Here is a 15,710-nt window from a genome sequence, read left to right as displayed (position 1 = left end):
TTATGATTATGCGGGAGTGGCTCAGTGGTAGAGCGTCACCTTGCCAAGGTGAACGTCGCGGGTTCGAATCCCGTCTTCCGCTCCATACATGCGGGTGTAGCTCAATGGTAGAGTTCCAGCCTTCCAAGCTGGCTACGTGGGTTCGATTCCCATCACCCGCTCCAACATGCGCCTTTAGCTCAGTTGGATAGAGCAACGGCCTTCTAAGCCGTGTGTCAGGAGTTCGAATCTCTTAAGGCGCACCAGATACATAAGTAATGGGCAGAATTAGTTTTATGCGCCCATAGCTCAGCTGGATAGAGTTACAGACTTCGAATCTGGAGGTCGTAGGTTCGAATCCTACTGGGCGCACCATAAGAAAATAATATGGACCATTAGCTCAGTTGGTAGAGCACCTGACTCTTAATCAGGGTGTCCTGGGTTCGAGCCCCCGATGGTCCACCATGTTAAACCACCTTTTAAGGTGGTTTTTTTATTCATAAAAACACTATCTTAATAATAGATTTTATTGAGGTGCTATTATGGATAAAGAGAAATTAGTTAAGATTTTTATATATCTTACTGAAGGTTGTATTATTATATATTTTATATATCTAATGTATAGAGCTGCCAATTGGCTTTATTATTTTTGAAAATTCCGTAGATTATTGTATGTAAAAGATACAGAGTTACTTTTTTTATTGGAGTATTTGAGTTATAATAAGTTTTGGAAGAAATACTAGGGAGGAATTTAAATGGGTAAACCGAGTATCTTTAGTAAGGATTACGAAAAATATAGAAAAAGACAAAGATTGAATCTTTTTTTGATAATTTTAATACTTTTTTTTGCTGGCTATTTTGGTGGGAAATATTACTTTACAAAAAATGATATAAATATTTCTGATAAATTCAAGTTTTTCAATAAGATAAAAAATATTAAATTAACGAGAGAAAATGAAAAAAATCCAGAGGTAAATAAAAATAAAATTGTTGATAATAAGACTGATGAAAAGGAAAACTCCACAGCAGTTCCAAAAGTTGAGAATAATAACGAAAATATCAACAAACAGAGCCAATTCTATGAGTATAAATCCTCATCAGGTACTATCTATAAAATAGAATATCTTGATGGTCTTGAGAAGTCAGTTGTAGGTATTGAGTCATCTGATGGCAACTTTAACTACGATATTTCTTTGGATAAAAAATCTCTTGTTTTTGACGATTTAAAATCAGGGGAAATAATCATATATAGTGTAGATAAAGGATGCAGAAAAATCAGCAGAGATTCGTATAAATCCCTTTCTGCAGGAATAACAATAAAGAAGGATGAAGTGCTTAAGAAATCGCCATGGTATATATGGAGTGCTAAGCCCCATTTTACTTCTGATGGAAGGATAGTGTATGTATCACATTTACCATACCTTATGAAGGATTCAACTTTATATCTATGGGCAATGAAGGTTGATGGAACAGGTCATAAGAGGTTAGGAGAGTTGACAAGGAATATAAGTAATATCACTTACGAAAAAAATGATGAGAATGGAAATTTAATTATAGTTGTGGAATCTGAAAAATTTATGCTTAAATCAGGTGGAGTCAAAATTATAAAGAAATAGACTTTATATCTATGACAAACCTATTCATTTGAAAATATATTGGGTCATGAAACTGAATTTCAACATAATGGAAAAGCGTATTTAAATTTGCTTTTCCTATTTTTTTATTAAGTAGGAGTAGCATTTCTAGAATTAGTTATAGAATTATAAATTGTACATGTTATAAGATGTCCTATTTATTGATTTTATACAAAAATAGATTATAGCCTTCATATAATTAAATATATAGAATTATTTGGGGGTAAAACATGCTCAATTATTATAAAACAGATGATTTGCAGGGGAAAATATCATCTTCTATACTTAATGAATATAAAATGGACTATAAAAACCTTCTTTTATCCTCAATTGTAGCAGGATTTCACAGAGCGTATGGTTCCCGGGATGTAGGTATTTCAATGGCCAGAGATATAGTCAATACTATAAATGATTATACTGAAAATCTGTGGGAAAGAAACTTGTTGGTTTGGAATCTTTATATTCTGGCTAGAGATTTTATAGATGATGGCGAATATGAATATGCCCTTAATTATGCAGAGAGAGCGGAGAAAAATTGGTCTAGGGATGTAATTTTAGGGGATGATATTGGAGTATATCATGTTTCATGGATTGAACAAATATGGCTGAGAAAGGCAGAAATATATCTGCTTACCAGTCAAATAGGTAAATTTGAGGAGACTACAGATAAAATATTAAGTGAAAGATTTAATTTTTTTAAGTACGCAGAGGGAATAACAGGTGAAAGGATTTTAAAGGATAGATGTACTTATAGTTGCTTTGAACTAATGTCCTTACAGAAGAGAAAAGAAAATATAGATATTGCAGTAAGGATGATAAAAAAAGCTATCCTTTACAAAGGTGGAAGCCTGATGAGCCTATATTCATTATAGCAAAAGAGAATGAGGATAGGGGCATGTTAAATAAAGCTTATGACTTATATGTTAAATTGTATTATTCGCTACAGGAAACACCTTATGATAATATAAGCTGTGGATACTGTAAAACTTGTTTTGAATTTGATGGAGAACACTATTGTAATAAGTTTGGGATTTCAACAGATTTTTTCAAGGCTTGTACCCATTATACACATTAAAAAGGCAACCCCATGGAAACAATTTATTTGGCAGCACTGAAACAGGAATAAACAGGAGTATGAGATTGCCTTTTCTACATTTAATTTTTAGGTGGAAATTGAATCACATTTAGTATTGTATCCAGAAATAGTTTATTTATTCAAATTACAAAAAATAATCCTAAGAGCACATCTTCAGGATTATTTTTAATATTATGTATATTAAAATGTTATAATAAAAACTGTACAGTTCGTACAAGCAAAAAGTAAAATAATTCGTTATTATTCAGGAGGAAATAAATGAGAGTTGGAATTTCAACAGCATGCTTTTACCCTAATATTAATACAGAGGATACCTTAGATATAATAAGCAGCCTTGGTTTTAGATTATGTGAAATATTTTTAGAAACTGATTATGAGATGGAAGAAAAGTTTTGTATGAAATTGAGGCAAAAGGCTGACCGCCTTGGTTTACATATTTATTCAGTTCATGGTTTTTCAGGGGCTTTTGAACCTTTTTTGTTTGACAGATATCCAAGAAGGAAGAATGATATGGAGAAAAAATTCAAAAAGATGTGTAGAGCCGCTGAAATACTGGAAGCAGAATGTTATGTATTTCATGGATTACGTAATACATCTGAAAAAATAAATCCAAAGGAAATTGCATTGGGTATGGATAATTTGATAAACATTTCAAAGGAGCACGGAGTTAAATTAGCATGGGAAAACGTATCCTGGTGTAGAAGCAACAATATTGATTTTGTCAGGGAAGTAACAGAGAATATGAAGGAAGAAATAAAATTCACGCTTGATATCAAACAAGCAGTAAGGAGTGGCAAAGAGCCAATGGAGTATCTGGAATTTTTTGATGACAGAATATTTAATATACACATAAACGATGCTGATAAAAATAATACATGCCTGCTTCCAGGACAAGGGAATATTGATTTGAAAAAGATAGTAAGAAGAGTTCAGAAGGTTAATCTGGAAATACCATTTATCATTGAGGTATACAATGAAAATTTTAAATCATTAGATGAGTTAAGTCTTGCCAAAAAATATGTTGAGAGTCTGGAGTGGTAAAAAGTAAATATGATTTCAATAAAATTATTTTGTCAAAAACGGTAGAGAAACTTCATTAATACATTACTTAACAATAAGTAGTGAAAATTATGTTACATGAATAATTCAATAATATTATAAATATATTAGTAAATATGACATCAATTAACAGATGTGCATATAATCAAAGTATTTAAGGGGGGGGTACAATGAGCTTATCAAACAGAATCATTTCCATTATTATTTTTATAGTTATGATAGCAGTAATAACAATGCCCAATTTAGCTTTAGCAAAGATAGATGTTAATACAAGAGAGAACTTTAATTCAGACATAGTATTTCCAATGAGTTATAGTGAGGAAGTTCCAGCAGTGGATCATTATCTTCAGGTTAGAAATAAAAAAACAGGAGCATGGGAGGATTTGGGATATTATTCAACTGAGTATAGAAGCATACAGTTTGTAAATTATTATGAATATTATACCACAGGGCCAACCTACTCATCTACATGGCAATCAGATTTAAGTGGTTATGATTTAGAACGCTATAAAAATTACACATATCATTATGTATTACATTAATAGAAAAATCAATATTTTCATATTGTGTGAAACTATAAAAACTATAAATTGTATTTCTTTGTATTGGTGCATATTTTTAAGATGTTTTAAATTGAAAGGGGAACTATGATGATAAAGTTATTTCAAAATAATTTACAAAAAGTAATTTTACTGATAACAGTTATACTGATTGTAACTGCATTAGTCACTTTTTTGAGCACGAGAAAATCAACAACTATAAATCAAGATTCAAATAAAAGCAAAACAATTATAATTTACTGCTCACATCCACAGGAAATGTATTATAATGGTAATAATGTAACTGACATTGCAGAAGAAATTTTTAATAAATTAAAAAATGAATATATAAATGTTTGTCTTTTAGAAGTGCCCACAAGCACTCCTCGCAATAATGGGTTTGAGATTTCTAGGGAAATGCTAAAGAAAAAAGTTGAAAATTTCAATGAAGTAATTCTACTTGATATTCATATAGACTATCCCGTGTTTCAGAAAAATCAAAAACCACTGGTAAAAAATTCTGAGCAAGGTATTAACATAGTAGTTTCTGAAAAGAATAAATCATTTAAAGAAAATAGAAAATTTGCAGATAGATTATTAAATGAAATAGATAACTTAGATAAAAAAAATACCACTAAAATAATTTTAAATAATGCAGATATATTCAATCAAGATTTATCAAATAACGCATTATTAATTAATATTGGAACAGGTAATACTTCAATGGAAGATGTAAAAACTTATGTTGATAAATTGGTAATTGCTTTAAAGAAAATTACTGTAATAAATTATTTAACAGGTAGCTTTAATTTGTGCTGAAATTTATGATATTATTATTACAAGACATTAAAAGGACTCTAAAGAGTCCTTTTAATTTACGGCTCAATTTTAAAATCTGGAGTGATTATATGAAAAAGTTTAGAATTATTGTAATTTTAACAGTATTAGTTTTTTTAGCAGCCTGTAGCAATATTACATTAGATACGCAGGAAAAAGAAATTAAAGATGCATATAATAATCTAGAAGTATCCTTTATAGATGTAGGGCAGGGTGATGCTATTCTAATTAAGACACCAAAGGATAAATATGTATTGATTGATTCTGGTTCTCAGAATAATGAAAAAGAATTTATTGAATATCTTAACAAAAATAAAATAGATACTTTTTCTGCAGTTATAGCTACACATCCACATGAAGATCATATTGGAAATCTTGACTACGTTATAAGACAATATGATATTTTGAATATTTATATGCCAAAGGTTACAGCAAACACAGCTTCATTTAAAAATTTAATGGAAGAAATTAAAAATAAAGAGTTGAAAATAAAAAAGGCTGAGGCAGGGGTATCCTTTACAATAGATGGAGTAGAATTCTTGTTTTTAGCACCTAACAAAGAAAAATATAAAGACTTGAATAACTATAGTGCTGTTGTTAAAGTTACTTACAAAGATAAGAGTTTTTTAATGATGGGCGATGCAGAGAAACTCTCTGAATACGAGATTATAGATAGAAGTTTTGACGTTAAAGCTGATGTTATAAAAATTGGACATCACGGAAGTACTTCATCGACTTCAAAAAAATTTTTGAAATTGGTTAACCCAGAGTATGCTGTGATTATGTGTGGAAAGGGAAATGATTATGGACATCCCCACAGGGAAACGATTGAATTATTAAAAAAAAGTAACATTAATATATATAGAACTGATATATATGGAACGATAAAATTTATAGTAGATGGGAAAACATTAAAAATAAATACAAATAATTGAAATTTTATGTTTAATAGTAAGGGAAATAGGGGTATAATTTACTTATAGTAGTTTAGGAGGGAGAAATTCGGGTGAGGGTCTGTTATGATAAAAAGCACGATGTTGTTAGCATATATTATGAGTCATACAGTGAAATAAGTACAGAAACAAGTAATTATGATGAAGCACAAATTGGAAACAGGACATATGAACCTGAAACAGCAGCAAATCTAATAATAGATATGGTTGATTTAATAGATTCAAATGGTAATCTTAAGGGATTCAGAGTGTTTAATGCTTCCAAATATTATAGTATTGAGCTTTTAAATTATGCAGAGTCAGAAGAGCTTAGTGAAGGTGATCTTAATTTAATGACTAACGAGCGTGTGATAATGAAACTGAAGTAGGGATAACTCAGGTATATACTTGAATATGTGTTTATTGTATGATATTATTACAATGTTATAGCTATATACATAGCAGGGATTGAATACATATATTGAATGGGATTGGTGGATTTTCGCCCTGATGTAATAGAAAACATAGTCAAGAATAGGAGGAAAAAAAATGAATTGCACTGTTGAAAGAATAGAAACAAATGTAGTGAAATTGGAAATAACAGTTCCAGCAGAAAAGTTTAGAGATGCTATTAAAAAGTCATATTCTAAGAATGTGAATAGATTTAATGTTCCAGGCTTTAGAAAAGGTAAAGCACCTATGGCTATTATTGAAAAAATGTACGGTGAAAGTGTATTTTATGAAGATGCCATAAATATAGTTTGTGAAGAAACTTATCCACAGGCTATAAAGGAAAACAACATATCACCTGTTGATTATCCTGAGATAGACATTGTTGAAATTGGTAAAGAAGTTGATTTTAAATACACTGCAAAGGTAGTAGTAAAGCCAGAAGTTAAGCTTGGGGATTATAAAAACATAGAAGCAAAGGAAATCGAATATCCAGTAACTGAAGAAGATGTAGAAGTACAATTAAATGCTATGAGAGAAAAAAGTGCTAGAATAATCAACAAAGAGGATGGAGAAGTTGCAGAGGGTGATATAGCTGTAATTGACTTTGAAGGATTTATTGATGGAGTAGCATTTGAAGGTGGAAAGGGAGAAAATTATGACCTTAAGATAGGCTCAAATACTTTTATCCCAGGATTTGAAGCACAAATAATTGGAGCTAAAATTGGAGAAACTGTAGACGTGGATGTAACTTTCCCAGAAGATTATCATGCTGAAGAATTAAAGGGTAAGCCAGCATTATTCAAAGTAACTGTAAAGGGAATAAAGGTTAAGGAACTTCCAGCATTAGACGATGAATTTGCAAAGGATGCTTCTGAGTTTGATACTTTAGAAGAATTAAAGTCAGATATAAGAAAGAAACAAGAGGAATCAAACAAAGCAAGGGCAAAGAGAGATTTTGAAGATGAAGTTGTTAAAAAGGCTGTTGAATCTTCAGAAGTTGAAATTCCAGAAGTTATGATAGAAAAAGAAATAGAATTTATGGTAAGGGACTTAGACTATAGATTAAGATATCAAGGTTTAACAGTAGAAAAATATGTTGAACTTATGGGAATAACAATGGATACTATAAAGAATGACTTTAAGGAAGTTGCAGCTAACAAAGTTAAAACAAATCTTGTTCTTGAAGCAATTGCAAAAGCTGAAAACATAACAGTTTCAGAAGAAGATGTAGAAAAGAGAGCAGAAGAAATAGCAAACATTTACGGTTCAAAGGACGTTGAAAAGGTTAAAGAAACTATTTTAAGAACAGAAAGACCAATAATTGAAGAAGAACTAGTTAATAATAAGGTTATAGAATTCCTTGTTAACAACAGCAAAATAGTAGCATAACATAAATAAAAATTAATATAAAAAGCAATTGCCAAGAATAAACTTGGCAATTGCTTTAAATCTAAGAATTGGAGGGGATTAATATGAGTTTGGTTCCAATGGTTGTTGAACAAACAAGTAGAGGAGAAAGATCATACGATATCTATTCTAGATTACTTAAGGAGAGAATAGTTTTTCTTGGTGATGAAGTAAATGACCAAACAGCAAGCTTGGTTGTCGCACAATTGTTATTTTTAGAAGCTGAAGATCCAGATAAGGATATTTATTTATATATTAACAGTCCAGGAGGCTCAATAACTGCTGGTATGGCAATATATGATACAATGAATTATATAAAGCCAGACGTTGCTACAATATGTACAGGAATGGCTGCTTCCATGGGAGCATTTTTATTAGCTGCTGGTGCTAAGGGAAAGAGGTTTTCACTGCCAAACAGTACGATAATGATTCATCAGCCCCTTGGTGGAGCAAAGGGTCAGGCATCAGATATAGCAATCCATGCAGAATATATCATAAAGACAAAGAAAAAATTAAATGAAATTCTAAGTGAAAGAACAGGTCAACCACTTGAAAAAATTGAAAGGGATACAGACAGGGATAATTTCATGTCTGCTCAAGAGGCACTGGAATATGGTTTAATTGACGAGGTTATCACCAAGAAGAGTAAGTAGTATTGCGGGGTGTGAGGATGTCAAAACTAGATGATAAAAAGCAGCTAAAATGTTCTTTCTGTGGAAAGAATCAGGACCAGGTTAAAAGACTTATAGCTGGACCTGGAGTATACATTTGTGATGAATGTATAGAACTGTGTTCTGAAATAATTACAGAAGAACTTGAAGTTGAACAGGAATTAGACCTGACAGATTTACCAAAACCAAAGGAAATAAAGGACTTTTTAGATCAATATGTTATTGGTCAGGATGATGCAAAGAAGTCTTTAGCTGTAGCAGTATATAACCATTATAAGAGAATTAATTCACCAAAGCTTAAAAACGATGATGTGGAGCTACAAAAAAGCAATATTCTACTTCTTGGTCCAACAGGTTCAGGTAAAACGTTGCTAGCTCAGACACTGGCAAAGCTACTGAATGTACCCTTTGCAATAGCAGACGCAACAACTTTAACTGAGGCAGGATATGTTGGAGAAGACGTTGAAAACATTTTACTAAAGCTTATTCAAAATGCAGATTACGATATTGAAAGGGCAGAAAAAGGTATCGTATATATAGATGAAATAGATAAAATCGCAAGAAAATCTGAAAATCCTTCAATTACCAGAGATGTTTCAGGAGAGGGTGTACAACAGGCATTGCTTAAGATTTTAGAGGGTACAGTAGCAAGTGTTCCACCACAGGGTGGACGTAAACACCCACACCAGGAATTTCTTCAAATTGATACCACCAATATTTTATTTATATGCGGTGGAGCATTTGATGGTCTAGAAAAAATTATTGAGAAGAGAACCCATAAAACTGCATTAGGCTTTGGGGCAGATGTAAAAAGTAAAGAACAAAAGGATGTTGGCGAAATTTTAAAACAGATATTACCAGAGGATCTTTTAAAGTTCGGATTAATTCCTGAATTTATAGGAAGATTGCCAATTGTTGTTACACTAGGTTCATTAGACAGGGCAGCTTTGATAAGAATATTAACAGAGCCAAAGAATGCACTTGTTAAGCAGTATAAGAGATTGTTTGAAATGGATGGAGTTGAACTTAATTTTGAGGATGAAGCACTTGAGGCTATTGCTGACGAAGCTTTAAGAAGAAAGACAGGCGCAAGAGGGTTAAGGGCAATAATGGAAAGCATAATGTTAGAGGTTATGTTTGATATCCCTTCAAGAAATGATATAGTTAAGTGTCACGTAACCCATGATACGGTTGTAAATAAACAGCCACCAAAGCTTGTTATTGGTGAAGGTAATAAAAAAATAACAGGTAAATCAGGAAGGAAGAATAAGCTTAAGGCTGACAATGAAGATGTTTCATAGGAGCTGTGGCATTAGCATTTAAAAAAATGCTAATGCCACAGTCTCTTTTTCCTTTTTTGAATATTTTTCCCTTATTAGTACATACTAAAATTGAATAATAAGGGAGGGGATAAAATGTACGGTGGTCAATTATTAGGGATAATAAATTTAATTTTTACAACTATCATTGGTCTATATTTTTATAACTTGCTTAAAGCACAGCAGTCTACAAAAATCAGTATTGAAAAGGAAAGCAAAAAGGAATTGGAAAAGTTACGAAAGATGAGGGAGGCAAGATTAACTGAACCCCTTTCAGAAAAAACACGCCCATCTAATTTTGAAGAAATAATTGGTCAGGAAAGGGGTATTAAGGCTTTAAAAGCGGCTCTGTGTGGTCCCAATCCACAGCATGTAATAATATATGGTCCTCCAGGGGTTGGAAAAACAGCTGCAGCAAGACTCGTGTTAGAGGAAGTAAAAAAGAATCCAATATCTCCCTTTAAGATGGACGCTAAATTTGTTGAAGTAGATGCAACAACTGTGAGATTCGATGATAGGGGTATAGCAGATCCGTTAATTGGTTCAGTACATGATCCTATTTATCAGGGAGCAGGCCCTTTAGGAGTTGCAGGAATACCTCAGCCTAAACCTGGGGCAGTCACAAAGGCAAACGGTGGAATATTATTTCTTGATGAAATAGGTGAGCTTCATCCTATACAGATGAATAAGTTATTAAAGGTACTTGAAGATAGAAAGGTATTTCTTGAAAGTATATATTACAGCTCAGAGGATAGTAACATTCCTACCCATATAAAAGATATTTTTGAAAATGGCCTTCCTGCAGATTTTAGATTGGTAGGAGCTACAACTAAAAACCCTGAAGATATTCCACCAGCAATAAGATCCAGGTGTGTAGAAATTTATTTCAGAGCTCTTACACCTGATGAAATTAAAATAATTGCAAAGAATGCAGCAATTAAGGGCGGATATCAGATAGATGATGATGCAGTGGATGAAGTCAGCAAATATGCTAATAACGGCAGAGAGGCGGTAAATATTGTTCAGATTGCCGGTGGTATTACTATTAATGAAAATCGTGATACAATAACAAAAGAGGATATTGACTGGGTTATTGAAAGTGGTAACTATAATCCAAGGCCTGAAAAGAAAATTGAGAAAAAACCTCAGGTTGGATATGCAAATGGGCTGGCAGTATATGGACCTAATATGGGTACATTAATAGAGATTGAGGCCTGTGCAGTTAAGACAGATAATTCTGAAGGAAAAGTTACTGTTACAGGAATAATAGAAGAAGAAGAAACAGGTTCCTATGGTAAAAAACTAAAAAGAAAGAGTACTGCTAAAGCAGCTATTGACAACGTAATAACAGTATTAAATAATCAGCTGAAGGTTGATACCAAAAATTATGATATACATGTAAATTTTCCAGGTGGTATTCCAATTGATGGACCATCTGCAGGAGTTACCATAACAACAGCAATTTATAGTTCAATATTAAATATTCCTATAAATAATGAAGTTGCAATGACGGGAGAGGTATCAATAAGAGGATTTGTTAAGCCTATAGGTGGTGTTATTGCAAAAATTGAAGCAGCTAAAAAAGCAGGAGCAACAAAGGTTATAATACCAAAGGGCAACTGGCAGGAAACCTTTAAAGATTATGGTATAAACATCGTTGCAGTTGAAAGAATAGAAGAGGTTATTAAGGAGGCTTTAATCTTTGATGTTAATAAAAACAATACATATAACATAAACAACAAATCTAATGTTGATATATTATCTGCTGAAAGTGCATCTTAACTTTAGAGAATCTATAATTTATACAATTATAAAAATGGCTTACAAAGCTATTCTTAATTGTGGCTGAGGGACATTATTAAAGTTCGTTATGATGATTTTTGGTAACGAATTGATTTGTTTCTCAGCCATAAAATATGAAAATACTATATATGGGTTTATTTCAGTTGAAAAAAATTTATACTATAATGTATAATATTATAAGCCATACCGAAAATGCATATCTCTGCCATGAAAGGAGATGAATAGTATGAACAGTAATAAAAATATATTACCATTGCTGCCTTTAAGAGGAATGACAATTTTCCCACATATGGTTTTACATTTTGATGTAGGTAGACAAAAGTCAATACTTGCCCTAGAGGAAGCAATGGTGAATGACCAAAAGATTTTTCTTGTAAGTCAGAAAGATTATAAAGTTGATAATCCGGCTGTTGAGGATATATATAAAATTGGAACAGTATCAAAGATTAAGCAGATACTAAAACTTCCAGGTGATACCATAAGAGTACTTGTTGAAGGATTGTACAGGGCTGAAATAAAGGAGGTACTTAAAGAAGAACCTTATTTTCAGTCAGAGGTAATTCTTCATGAAGAGGAAGAAATAGAAATAACAGTGGAAGTAGAAGCTATTATGAGGCAGGTAATAGCTGGATTTGAAGAGTACATAAATCAAAACAATACTATACCTGATGATGTGATTTCAACTATAGAAGATATTAAGGAACCAGGTAAACTAGGGGATATAATAACTTCTTATCTGATGTTAAAACAAGAGCAGAAACAGGAACTCTTAGAGGCTGTTGACCAGATAGACAGATTAAACAAGCTTCTTGAAATATTATCAAGGGAGATAGATATATTAAAAATAGAGAAGAAGATTGGCTCAAAGGTAAAGAGAAAAATAGATAAAATGCAAAAAGAGTATTATCTAAGAGAGCAACTTAAGGTGATACAGGAAGAATTGGGAGATAGAGATGGTATACAGGCAGAGGTAGAAGAATATAAAAAGAAAATTGACAAGGCAAAATTACCAAAGGAAGCAAAGGAAAAGGCACTTTATGAGATTTCAAGGCTTGAAAAATTAGGTGTTTCAAGTCCTGAGAGTGGTGTTATCAGAACATATTTAGATTGGGTAGTAGATTTGCCCTGGAGTAAGGAAACTAAGGACGTTGATGATATAAATAAAGTTAGTGAAGTTTTAGAAAAAGAACATTTTGGTTTAAAGGATGTAAAGGAAAGAATTCTAGAATATCTGGCTGTTAGAAAGCTAAACAAAAATATGAAGGGCCCAATACTTTGTCTTGTTGGACCTCCTGGAGTAGGAAAAACTTCAATTGCCCGTTCTATTGCTAATGCAATGGGAAGAAAATTTGTAAGAATTTCCTTAGGTGGAGTCAGGGATGAAGCAGAAATAAGAGGTCATAGAAAAACATATATTGGTGCTATACCAGGCAGAATCATCTATGGAATGAAACAGGCAACATCGAAAAATCCTGTGTTTTTAATGGATGAGATAGATAAAATGAGTTCAGATTTTAAGGGTGATCCAGCAGATGCACTTTTGGAGGTTTTAGATGCAGAACAAAACTCAACATTCAGGGATCATTATTTAGAGTTGCCATTTGATTTATCAAAGGTTTTGTTTATAACAACTGCTAATTCGGTTGATACAATTCCAAGGCCATTACTTGACAGAATGGAAATTATTGAGGTATCGGGATATACCGATGAAGAAAAAATAAACATTTGTAAAAACTACTTGATTCCAAGACAAGTCAAGGAAAATGGACTTAAGAAGGACTGTGTTTTATTCTCAGATAAATCAATAAAGGATGTAATAAACCTTTACACTAGAGAATCTGGAGTAAGAAATTTAGAGAGAAAAATAGGTTCAATTTGTAGAAAGGCTGCAATTGAAGTAGCCAAGAATCCAGAGAAAAAAATAAAAATAACCCAACAGAATCTTACAAAATATCTGGGAACACCGAGATACAAATATGAAGAAAAATCTGGAAAAGACCAAATAGGTGTGGTAATGGGTCTGGCATGGACTGCATATGGAGGAGATACACTGCCTGTTGAAGTTGCAGTAATGACAGGTACAGGTAAACTTGAACTGACAGGAAAACTAGGAGATGTAATGAAGGAATCTGCAAGGGCTGGGTACAGCTACGTAAGGGCTTGCAGTAAAATGTATGGAATAGATGAAGAATTTTATAAAAATACAGACATACATATTCATGTTCCAGAGGGTGCAGTACCTAAGGATGGACCTTCAGCAGGTGTTACTATGATAACGGCAATGGTTTCAGCTTTATCTAAAAAGCCTGTAAGAAGTGATATTGCTATGACTGGAGAAATAACATTAACAGGAAGGGTTCTTGCTATAGGTGGTGTTAAGGAGAAGGCTTTAGCAGCCTACAGAGCTGGAATTAATACTATTATACTTCCAGAGGAAAACAGAAAAGACATAGATAAGATACCAGATAATATAAGGAAAAAAATCAAATTTATTTTTGCAGAAAAAGTTGAACAGGTGTTAGAAGTAGCACTTAAGGGGGAAGTATAATGTTAATAAAAAAGGCTGAAATAGCTACAGTTGCAGTTGCACCAGCACAATATCCTAAGGATGGTTTACCAGAGATAGCTTTATGTGGAAGATCGAATGTTGGAAAATCTTCTTTGATAAACACATTGGTAAATAGAAGAGGACTGGCTAGAACCAGTTCAGTACCAGGAAAAACAAGGACAATAAATTTTTTCAACATTAACGATGCACTTTATTTAGTTGACCTTCCAGGATACGGATATGCAAAGGTATCTAAGGAAGAAAAATTAAAGTGGGGTAAAATGATTGAAGATTATTTAAATCATAGAGAGGAACTGAGATTGGTTGTTTTGCTCGTGGATATAAGGCATAATCCAACAGCTGATGATAAAATAATGTATGATTGGATGAAAAATTCTGGCTGTAAAATAGTTGTTGTTGCAACAAAGGCTGATAAATTATCAAAAAATCAGCTATATAAAAATATAGCTATGATAAAGAAGGAGCTTCAGCTAAGCCAGGATGATGTTTTCATTCCTTTTTCCTCAGAAACTAGGCAGGGAAAAGATGAACTATTGGCAGAAATAGAAAAATGCTGTTTATGATATGTATAAGTTTTAAAAATATGGTAAAATAAAGTGTAATGATTATTAATATAACTAGGAGATGAATATGGAAAATAACTTATTAGAATATCTTAAAACAGCATTGATAGTATCGATAATAGGAATACCTATTTGGTTTTCTATGAGAAAATATGCCTTCAGAAATTTAAATAAAACAATGGCATCTGTTTTATTTATAATTTATCTGACAGCCACTGTCTTTACACAAAATTTTATACCCTTTGTTGCAGTGATTATAACCCTGATTTCCATGAATAGAAACAACAGGGAAGATGTTGATTTATATAATTTTAGAAATATAAAGGGACATAAAACAAAAATAGTATTAAATGCACTGCTGTTTAATATTGTTGTAAGATATATAAATGTTGTATTTGTAAACCTGATTCAGCTGCTTGGAATTAAACCCGAGCCCCAAGAGGTGATTAAGGTATTTAATAATAGCAATTGGACTGTGGTGATTATTTTAACTTTTATTACTGTTATATTTGCTCCTGTTGTAGAGGAGTATGTGTTCAGGCATATTTTATATAAGGGATTTTCTAAAAAAATAGGAAAAATATCATCAAGTATATTGACCAGTGCACTGTTTACCTTGGTACATTTTAATTTAGCCGGTACAGTAAGTTTTTTTGCAGTAGGTATCTACAACTGTTATTTATATGAAAAATATGGATACAGGGCGGCAGTGTTAAATCATTTTATTTTCAATTTCGTTCCTACAATACTTATTATATTAGCGAAAATATATGGTGTTAACTTAACATAATGTTAAAAAACCAGGGAAGAATTTTTCTTCCCTGGTTTTTTAAGTAATTAAATAACTCT

14 protein-coding genes and 5 tRNA genes are annotated in these 15,710 nt (G+C 32.2%); all 19 read left to right on the top strand.

Features of this window, described 5'->3' with window-relative positions; all coding sequences use genetic code 11:
* Nucleotides 1–10 precede the first annotated feature (10 nt).
* A tRNA-Gly gene (locus tag Q428_RS04895) sits at nucleotides 11–85 on the top strand.
* Between the two features lie 5 nt (nucleotides 86–90).
* Nucleotides 91–164: transfer RNA gene (locus Q428_RS04890), tRNA-Gly, on the top strand.
* 4 nt (nucleotides 165–168) lie between these two features.
* Nucleotides 169–245 (top strand) — tRNA-Arg (locus tag Q428_RS04885).
* Nucleotides 246–277: 32 nt separating this feature from the next.
* Nucleotides 278–354: transfer RNA gene (locus Q428_RS04880), tRNA-Arg, on the top strand.
* Nucleotides 355–368: 14 nt separating this feature from the next.
* Nucleotides 369–444, top strand: a tRNA-Lys gene (locus Q428_RS04875).
* 290 nt (nucleotides 445–734) lie between these two features.
* Nucleotides 735–1,595, top strand: a complete 861-nt coding sequence (locus Q428_RS04870; RefSeq protein ID WP_035378744.1) for a hypothetical protein — start codon at nucleotides 735–737, stop codon at nucleotides 1,593–1,595.
* A 248-nt stretch (nucleotides 1,596–1,843) separates the two neighbouring features.
* Entirely contained in the window at nucleotides 1,844–2,485 is a 642-nt protein-coding gene (locus tag Q428_RS04865) for a hypothetical protein (RefSeq protein WP_035378741.1), read from the top strand.
* A 482-nt stretch (nucleotides 2,486–2,967) separates the two neighbouring features.
* Complete coding sequence (locus Q428_RS04855; protein WP_035378737.1) at nucleotides 2,968–3,750, top strand: sugar phosphate isomerase/epimerase family protein; 783 nt, start codon at nucleotides 2,968–2,970, stop codon at nucleotides 3,748–3,750.
* A gap of 188 nt (nucleotides 3,751–3,938) precedes the next feature.
* The gene (locus tag Q428_RS04850; protein WP_035378736.1) at nucleotides 3,939–4,310 is read left to right on the top strand and encodes a hypothetical protein; all 372 of its coding nucleotides are present in this window, start codon (nucleotides 3,939–3,941) and stop codon (nucleotides 4,308–4,310) included.
* A gap of 108 nt (nucleotides 4,311–4,418) precedes the next feature.
* Nucleotides 4,419–5,126, top strand: coding sequence for a stage II sporulation protein P (locus tag Q428_RS04845; protein ID WP_035378734.1), 708 nt, complete (start codon nucleotides 4,419–4,421; stop codon nucleotides 5,124–5,126).
* An 89-nt stretch (nucleotides 5,127–5,215) separates the two neighbouring features.
* Nucleotides 5,216–6,079 (top strand): ComEC/Rec2 family competence protein, encoded by an 864-nt coding sequence (locus Q428_RS04840; RefSeq protein ID WP_035378732.1) that lies wholly within the window; start codon nucleotides 5,216–5,218, stop codon nucleotides 6,077–6,079.
* A 71-nt stretch (nucleotides 6,080–6,150) separates the two neighbouring features.
* Entirely contained in the window at nucleotides 6,151–6,465 is a 315-nt protein-coding gene (locus tag Q428_RS04835; RefSeq protein WP_035378730.1) for a hypothetical protein, read from the top strand.
* A gap of 160 nt (nucleotides 6,466–6,625) precedes the next feature.
* Nucleotides 6,626–7,918: a trigger factor gene (tig, locus tag Q428_RS04830; RefSeq protein WP_035378728.1), complete on the top strand. Its 1,293-nt coding sequence runs from the start codon at nucleotides 6,626–6,628 to the stop codon at nucleotides 7,916–7,918.
* 83 nt (nucleotides 7,919–8,001) lie between these two features.
* Nucleotides 8,002–8,589 (top strand): ATP-dependent Clp endopeptidase proteolytic subunit ClpP, encoded by a 588-nt coding sequence (clpP, locus tag Q428_RS04825; RefSeq protein WP_035378727.1) that lies wholly within the window; start codon nucleotides 8,002–8,004, stop codon nucleotides 8,587–8,589.
* Nucleotides 8,590–8,606: 17 nt separating this feature from the next.
* Nucleotides 8,607–9,908 carry an ATP-dependent Clp protease ATP-binding subunit ClpX gene (gene clpX / locus Q428_RS04820; protein WP_035378724.1) on the top strand — a complete coding sequence of 434 codons (1,302 nt, stop codon included), beginning with the start codon at nucleotides 8,607–8,609 and terminating at the stop codon, nucleotides 9,906–9,908.
* 114 nt (nucleotides 9,909–10,022) lie between these two features.
* Nucleotides 10,023–11,708, top strand: coding sequence for an ATP-dependent protease LonB (gene lonB, locus Q428_RS04815; RefSeq protein ID WP_035378722.1), 1,686 nt, complete (start codon nucleotides 10,023–10,025; stop codon nucleotides 11,706–11,708).
* Nucleotides 11,709–11,955: 247 nt separating this feature from the next.
* Nucleotides 11,956–14,277, top strand: coding sequence for an endopeptidase La (gene lon / locus Q428_RS04810; protein ID WP_035378720.1), 2,322 nt, complete (start codon nucleotides 11,956–11,958; stop codon nucleotides 14,275–14,277).
* Entirely contained in the window at nucleotides 14,277–14,861 is a 585-nt protein-coding gene (yihA, locus tag Q428_RS04805; protein WP_035378718.1) for a ribosome biogenesis GTP-binding protein YihA/YsxC, read from the top strand. The genes lon and yihA overlap by 1 nt, the downstream gene beginning before the upstream one ends.
* Nucleotides 14,862–14,928: 67 nt before the next feature.
* Nucleotides 14,929–15,651 (top strand): CPBP family intramembrane glutamic endopeptidase, encoded by a 723-nt coding sequence (locus Q428_RS04800; protein ID WP_035378716.1) that lies wholly within the window; start codon nucleotides 14,929–14,931, stop codon nucleotides 15,649–15,651.
* Nucleotides 15,652–15,710 lie beyond the last annotated feature (59 nt).

Source organism: Fervidicella metallireducens AeB (assembly GCF_000601455.1).
Taxonomy (GTDB): domain Bacteria; phylum Bacillota; class Clostridia; order Clostridiales; family Caloramatoraceae; genus Fervidicella; species Fervidicella metallireducens.
Note: the sequence above shows the minus strand (reverse complement) of the source record. Positions and strands in the feature narration are given on the sequence as shown.

Bases quoted from the DNA above. Each gene is read 5' to 3' on its own strand.
- clpP (WP_035378727.1), top strand. From the start codon at position 8,002: ATGAGTTTGGTTCCAATGGTTGTTGAACAAACAAGTAGAGGAGAAAGA.
- Q428_RS04870 (WP_035378744.1), top strand. From the start codon at position 735: ATGGGTAAACCGAGTATCTTTAGTAAGGATTACGAAAAATATAGAAAA.
- Q428_RS04800 (WP_035378716.1), top strand. From the start codon at position 14,929: ATGGAAAATAACTTATTAGAATATCTTAAAACAGCATTGATAGTATCG.
- Q428_RS04845 (WP_035378734.1), top strand. From the start codon at position 4,419: ATGATAAAGTTATTTCAAAATAATTTACAAAAAGTAATTTTACTGATA.
- clpX (WP_035378724.1), top strand. From the start codon at position 8,607: ATGTCAAAACTAGATGATAAAAAGCAGCTAAAATGTTCTTTCTGTGGA.
- Q428_RS04865 (WP_035378741.1), top strand. From the start codon at position 1,844: ATGCTCAATTATTATAAAACAGATGATTTGCAGGGGAAAATATCATCT.
- Q428_RS04855 (WP_035378737.1), top strand. From the start codon at position 2,968: ATGAGAGTTGGAATTTCAACAGCATGCTTTTACCCTAATATTAATACA.
- tig (WP_035378728.1), top strand. From the start codon at position 6,626: ATGAATTGCACTGTTGAAAGAATAGAAACAAATGTAGTGAAATTGGAA.
- Q428_RS04850 (WP_035378736.1), top strand. From the start codon at position 3,939: ATGAGCTTATCAAACAGAATCATTTCCATTATTATTTTTATAGTTATG.
- lonB (WP_035378722.1), top strand. From the start codon at position 10,023: ATGTACGGTGGTCAATTATTAGGGATAATAAATTTAATTTTTACAACT.
- Q428_RS04840 (WP_035378732.1), top strand. From the start codon at position 5,216: ATGAAAAAGTTTAGAATTATTGTAATTTTAACAGTATTAGTTTTTTTA.
- lon (WP_035378720.1), top strand. From the start codon at position 11,956: ATGAACAGTAATAAAAATATATTACCATTGCTGCCTTTAAGAGGAATG.
- yihA (WP_035378718.1), top strand. From the start codon at position 14,277: ATGTTAATAAAAAAGGCTGAAATAGCTACAGTTGCAGTTGCACCAGCA.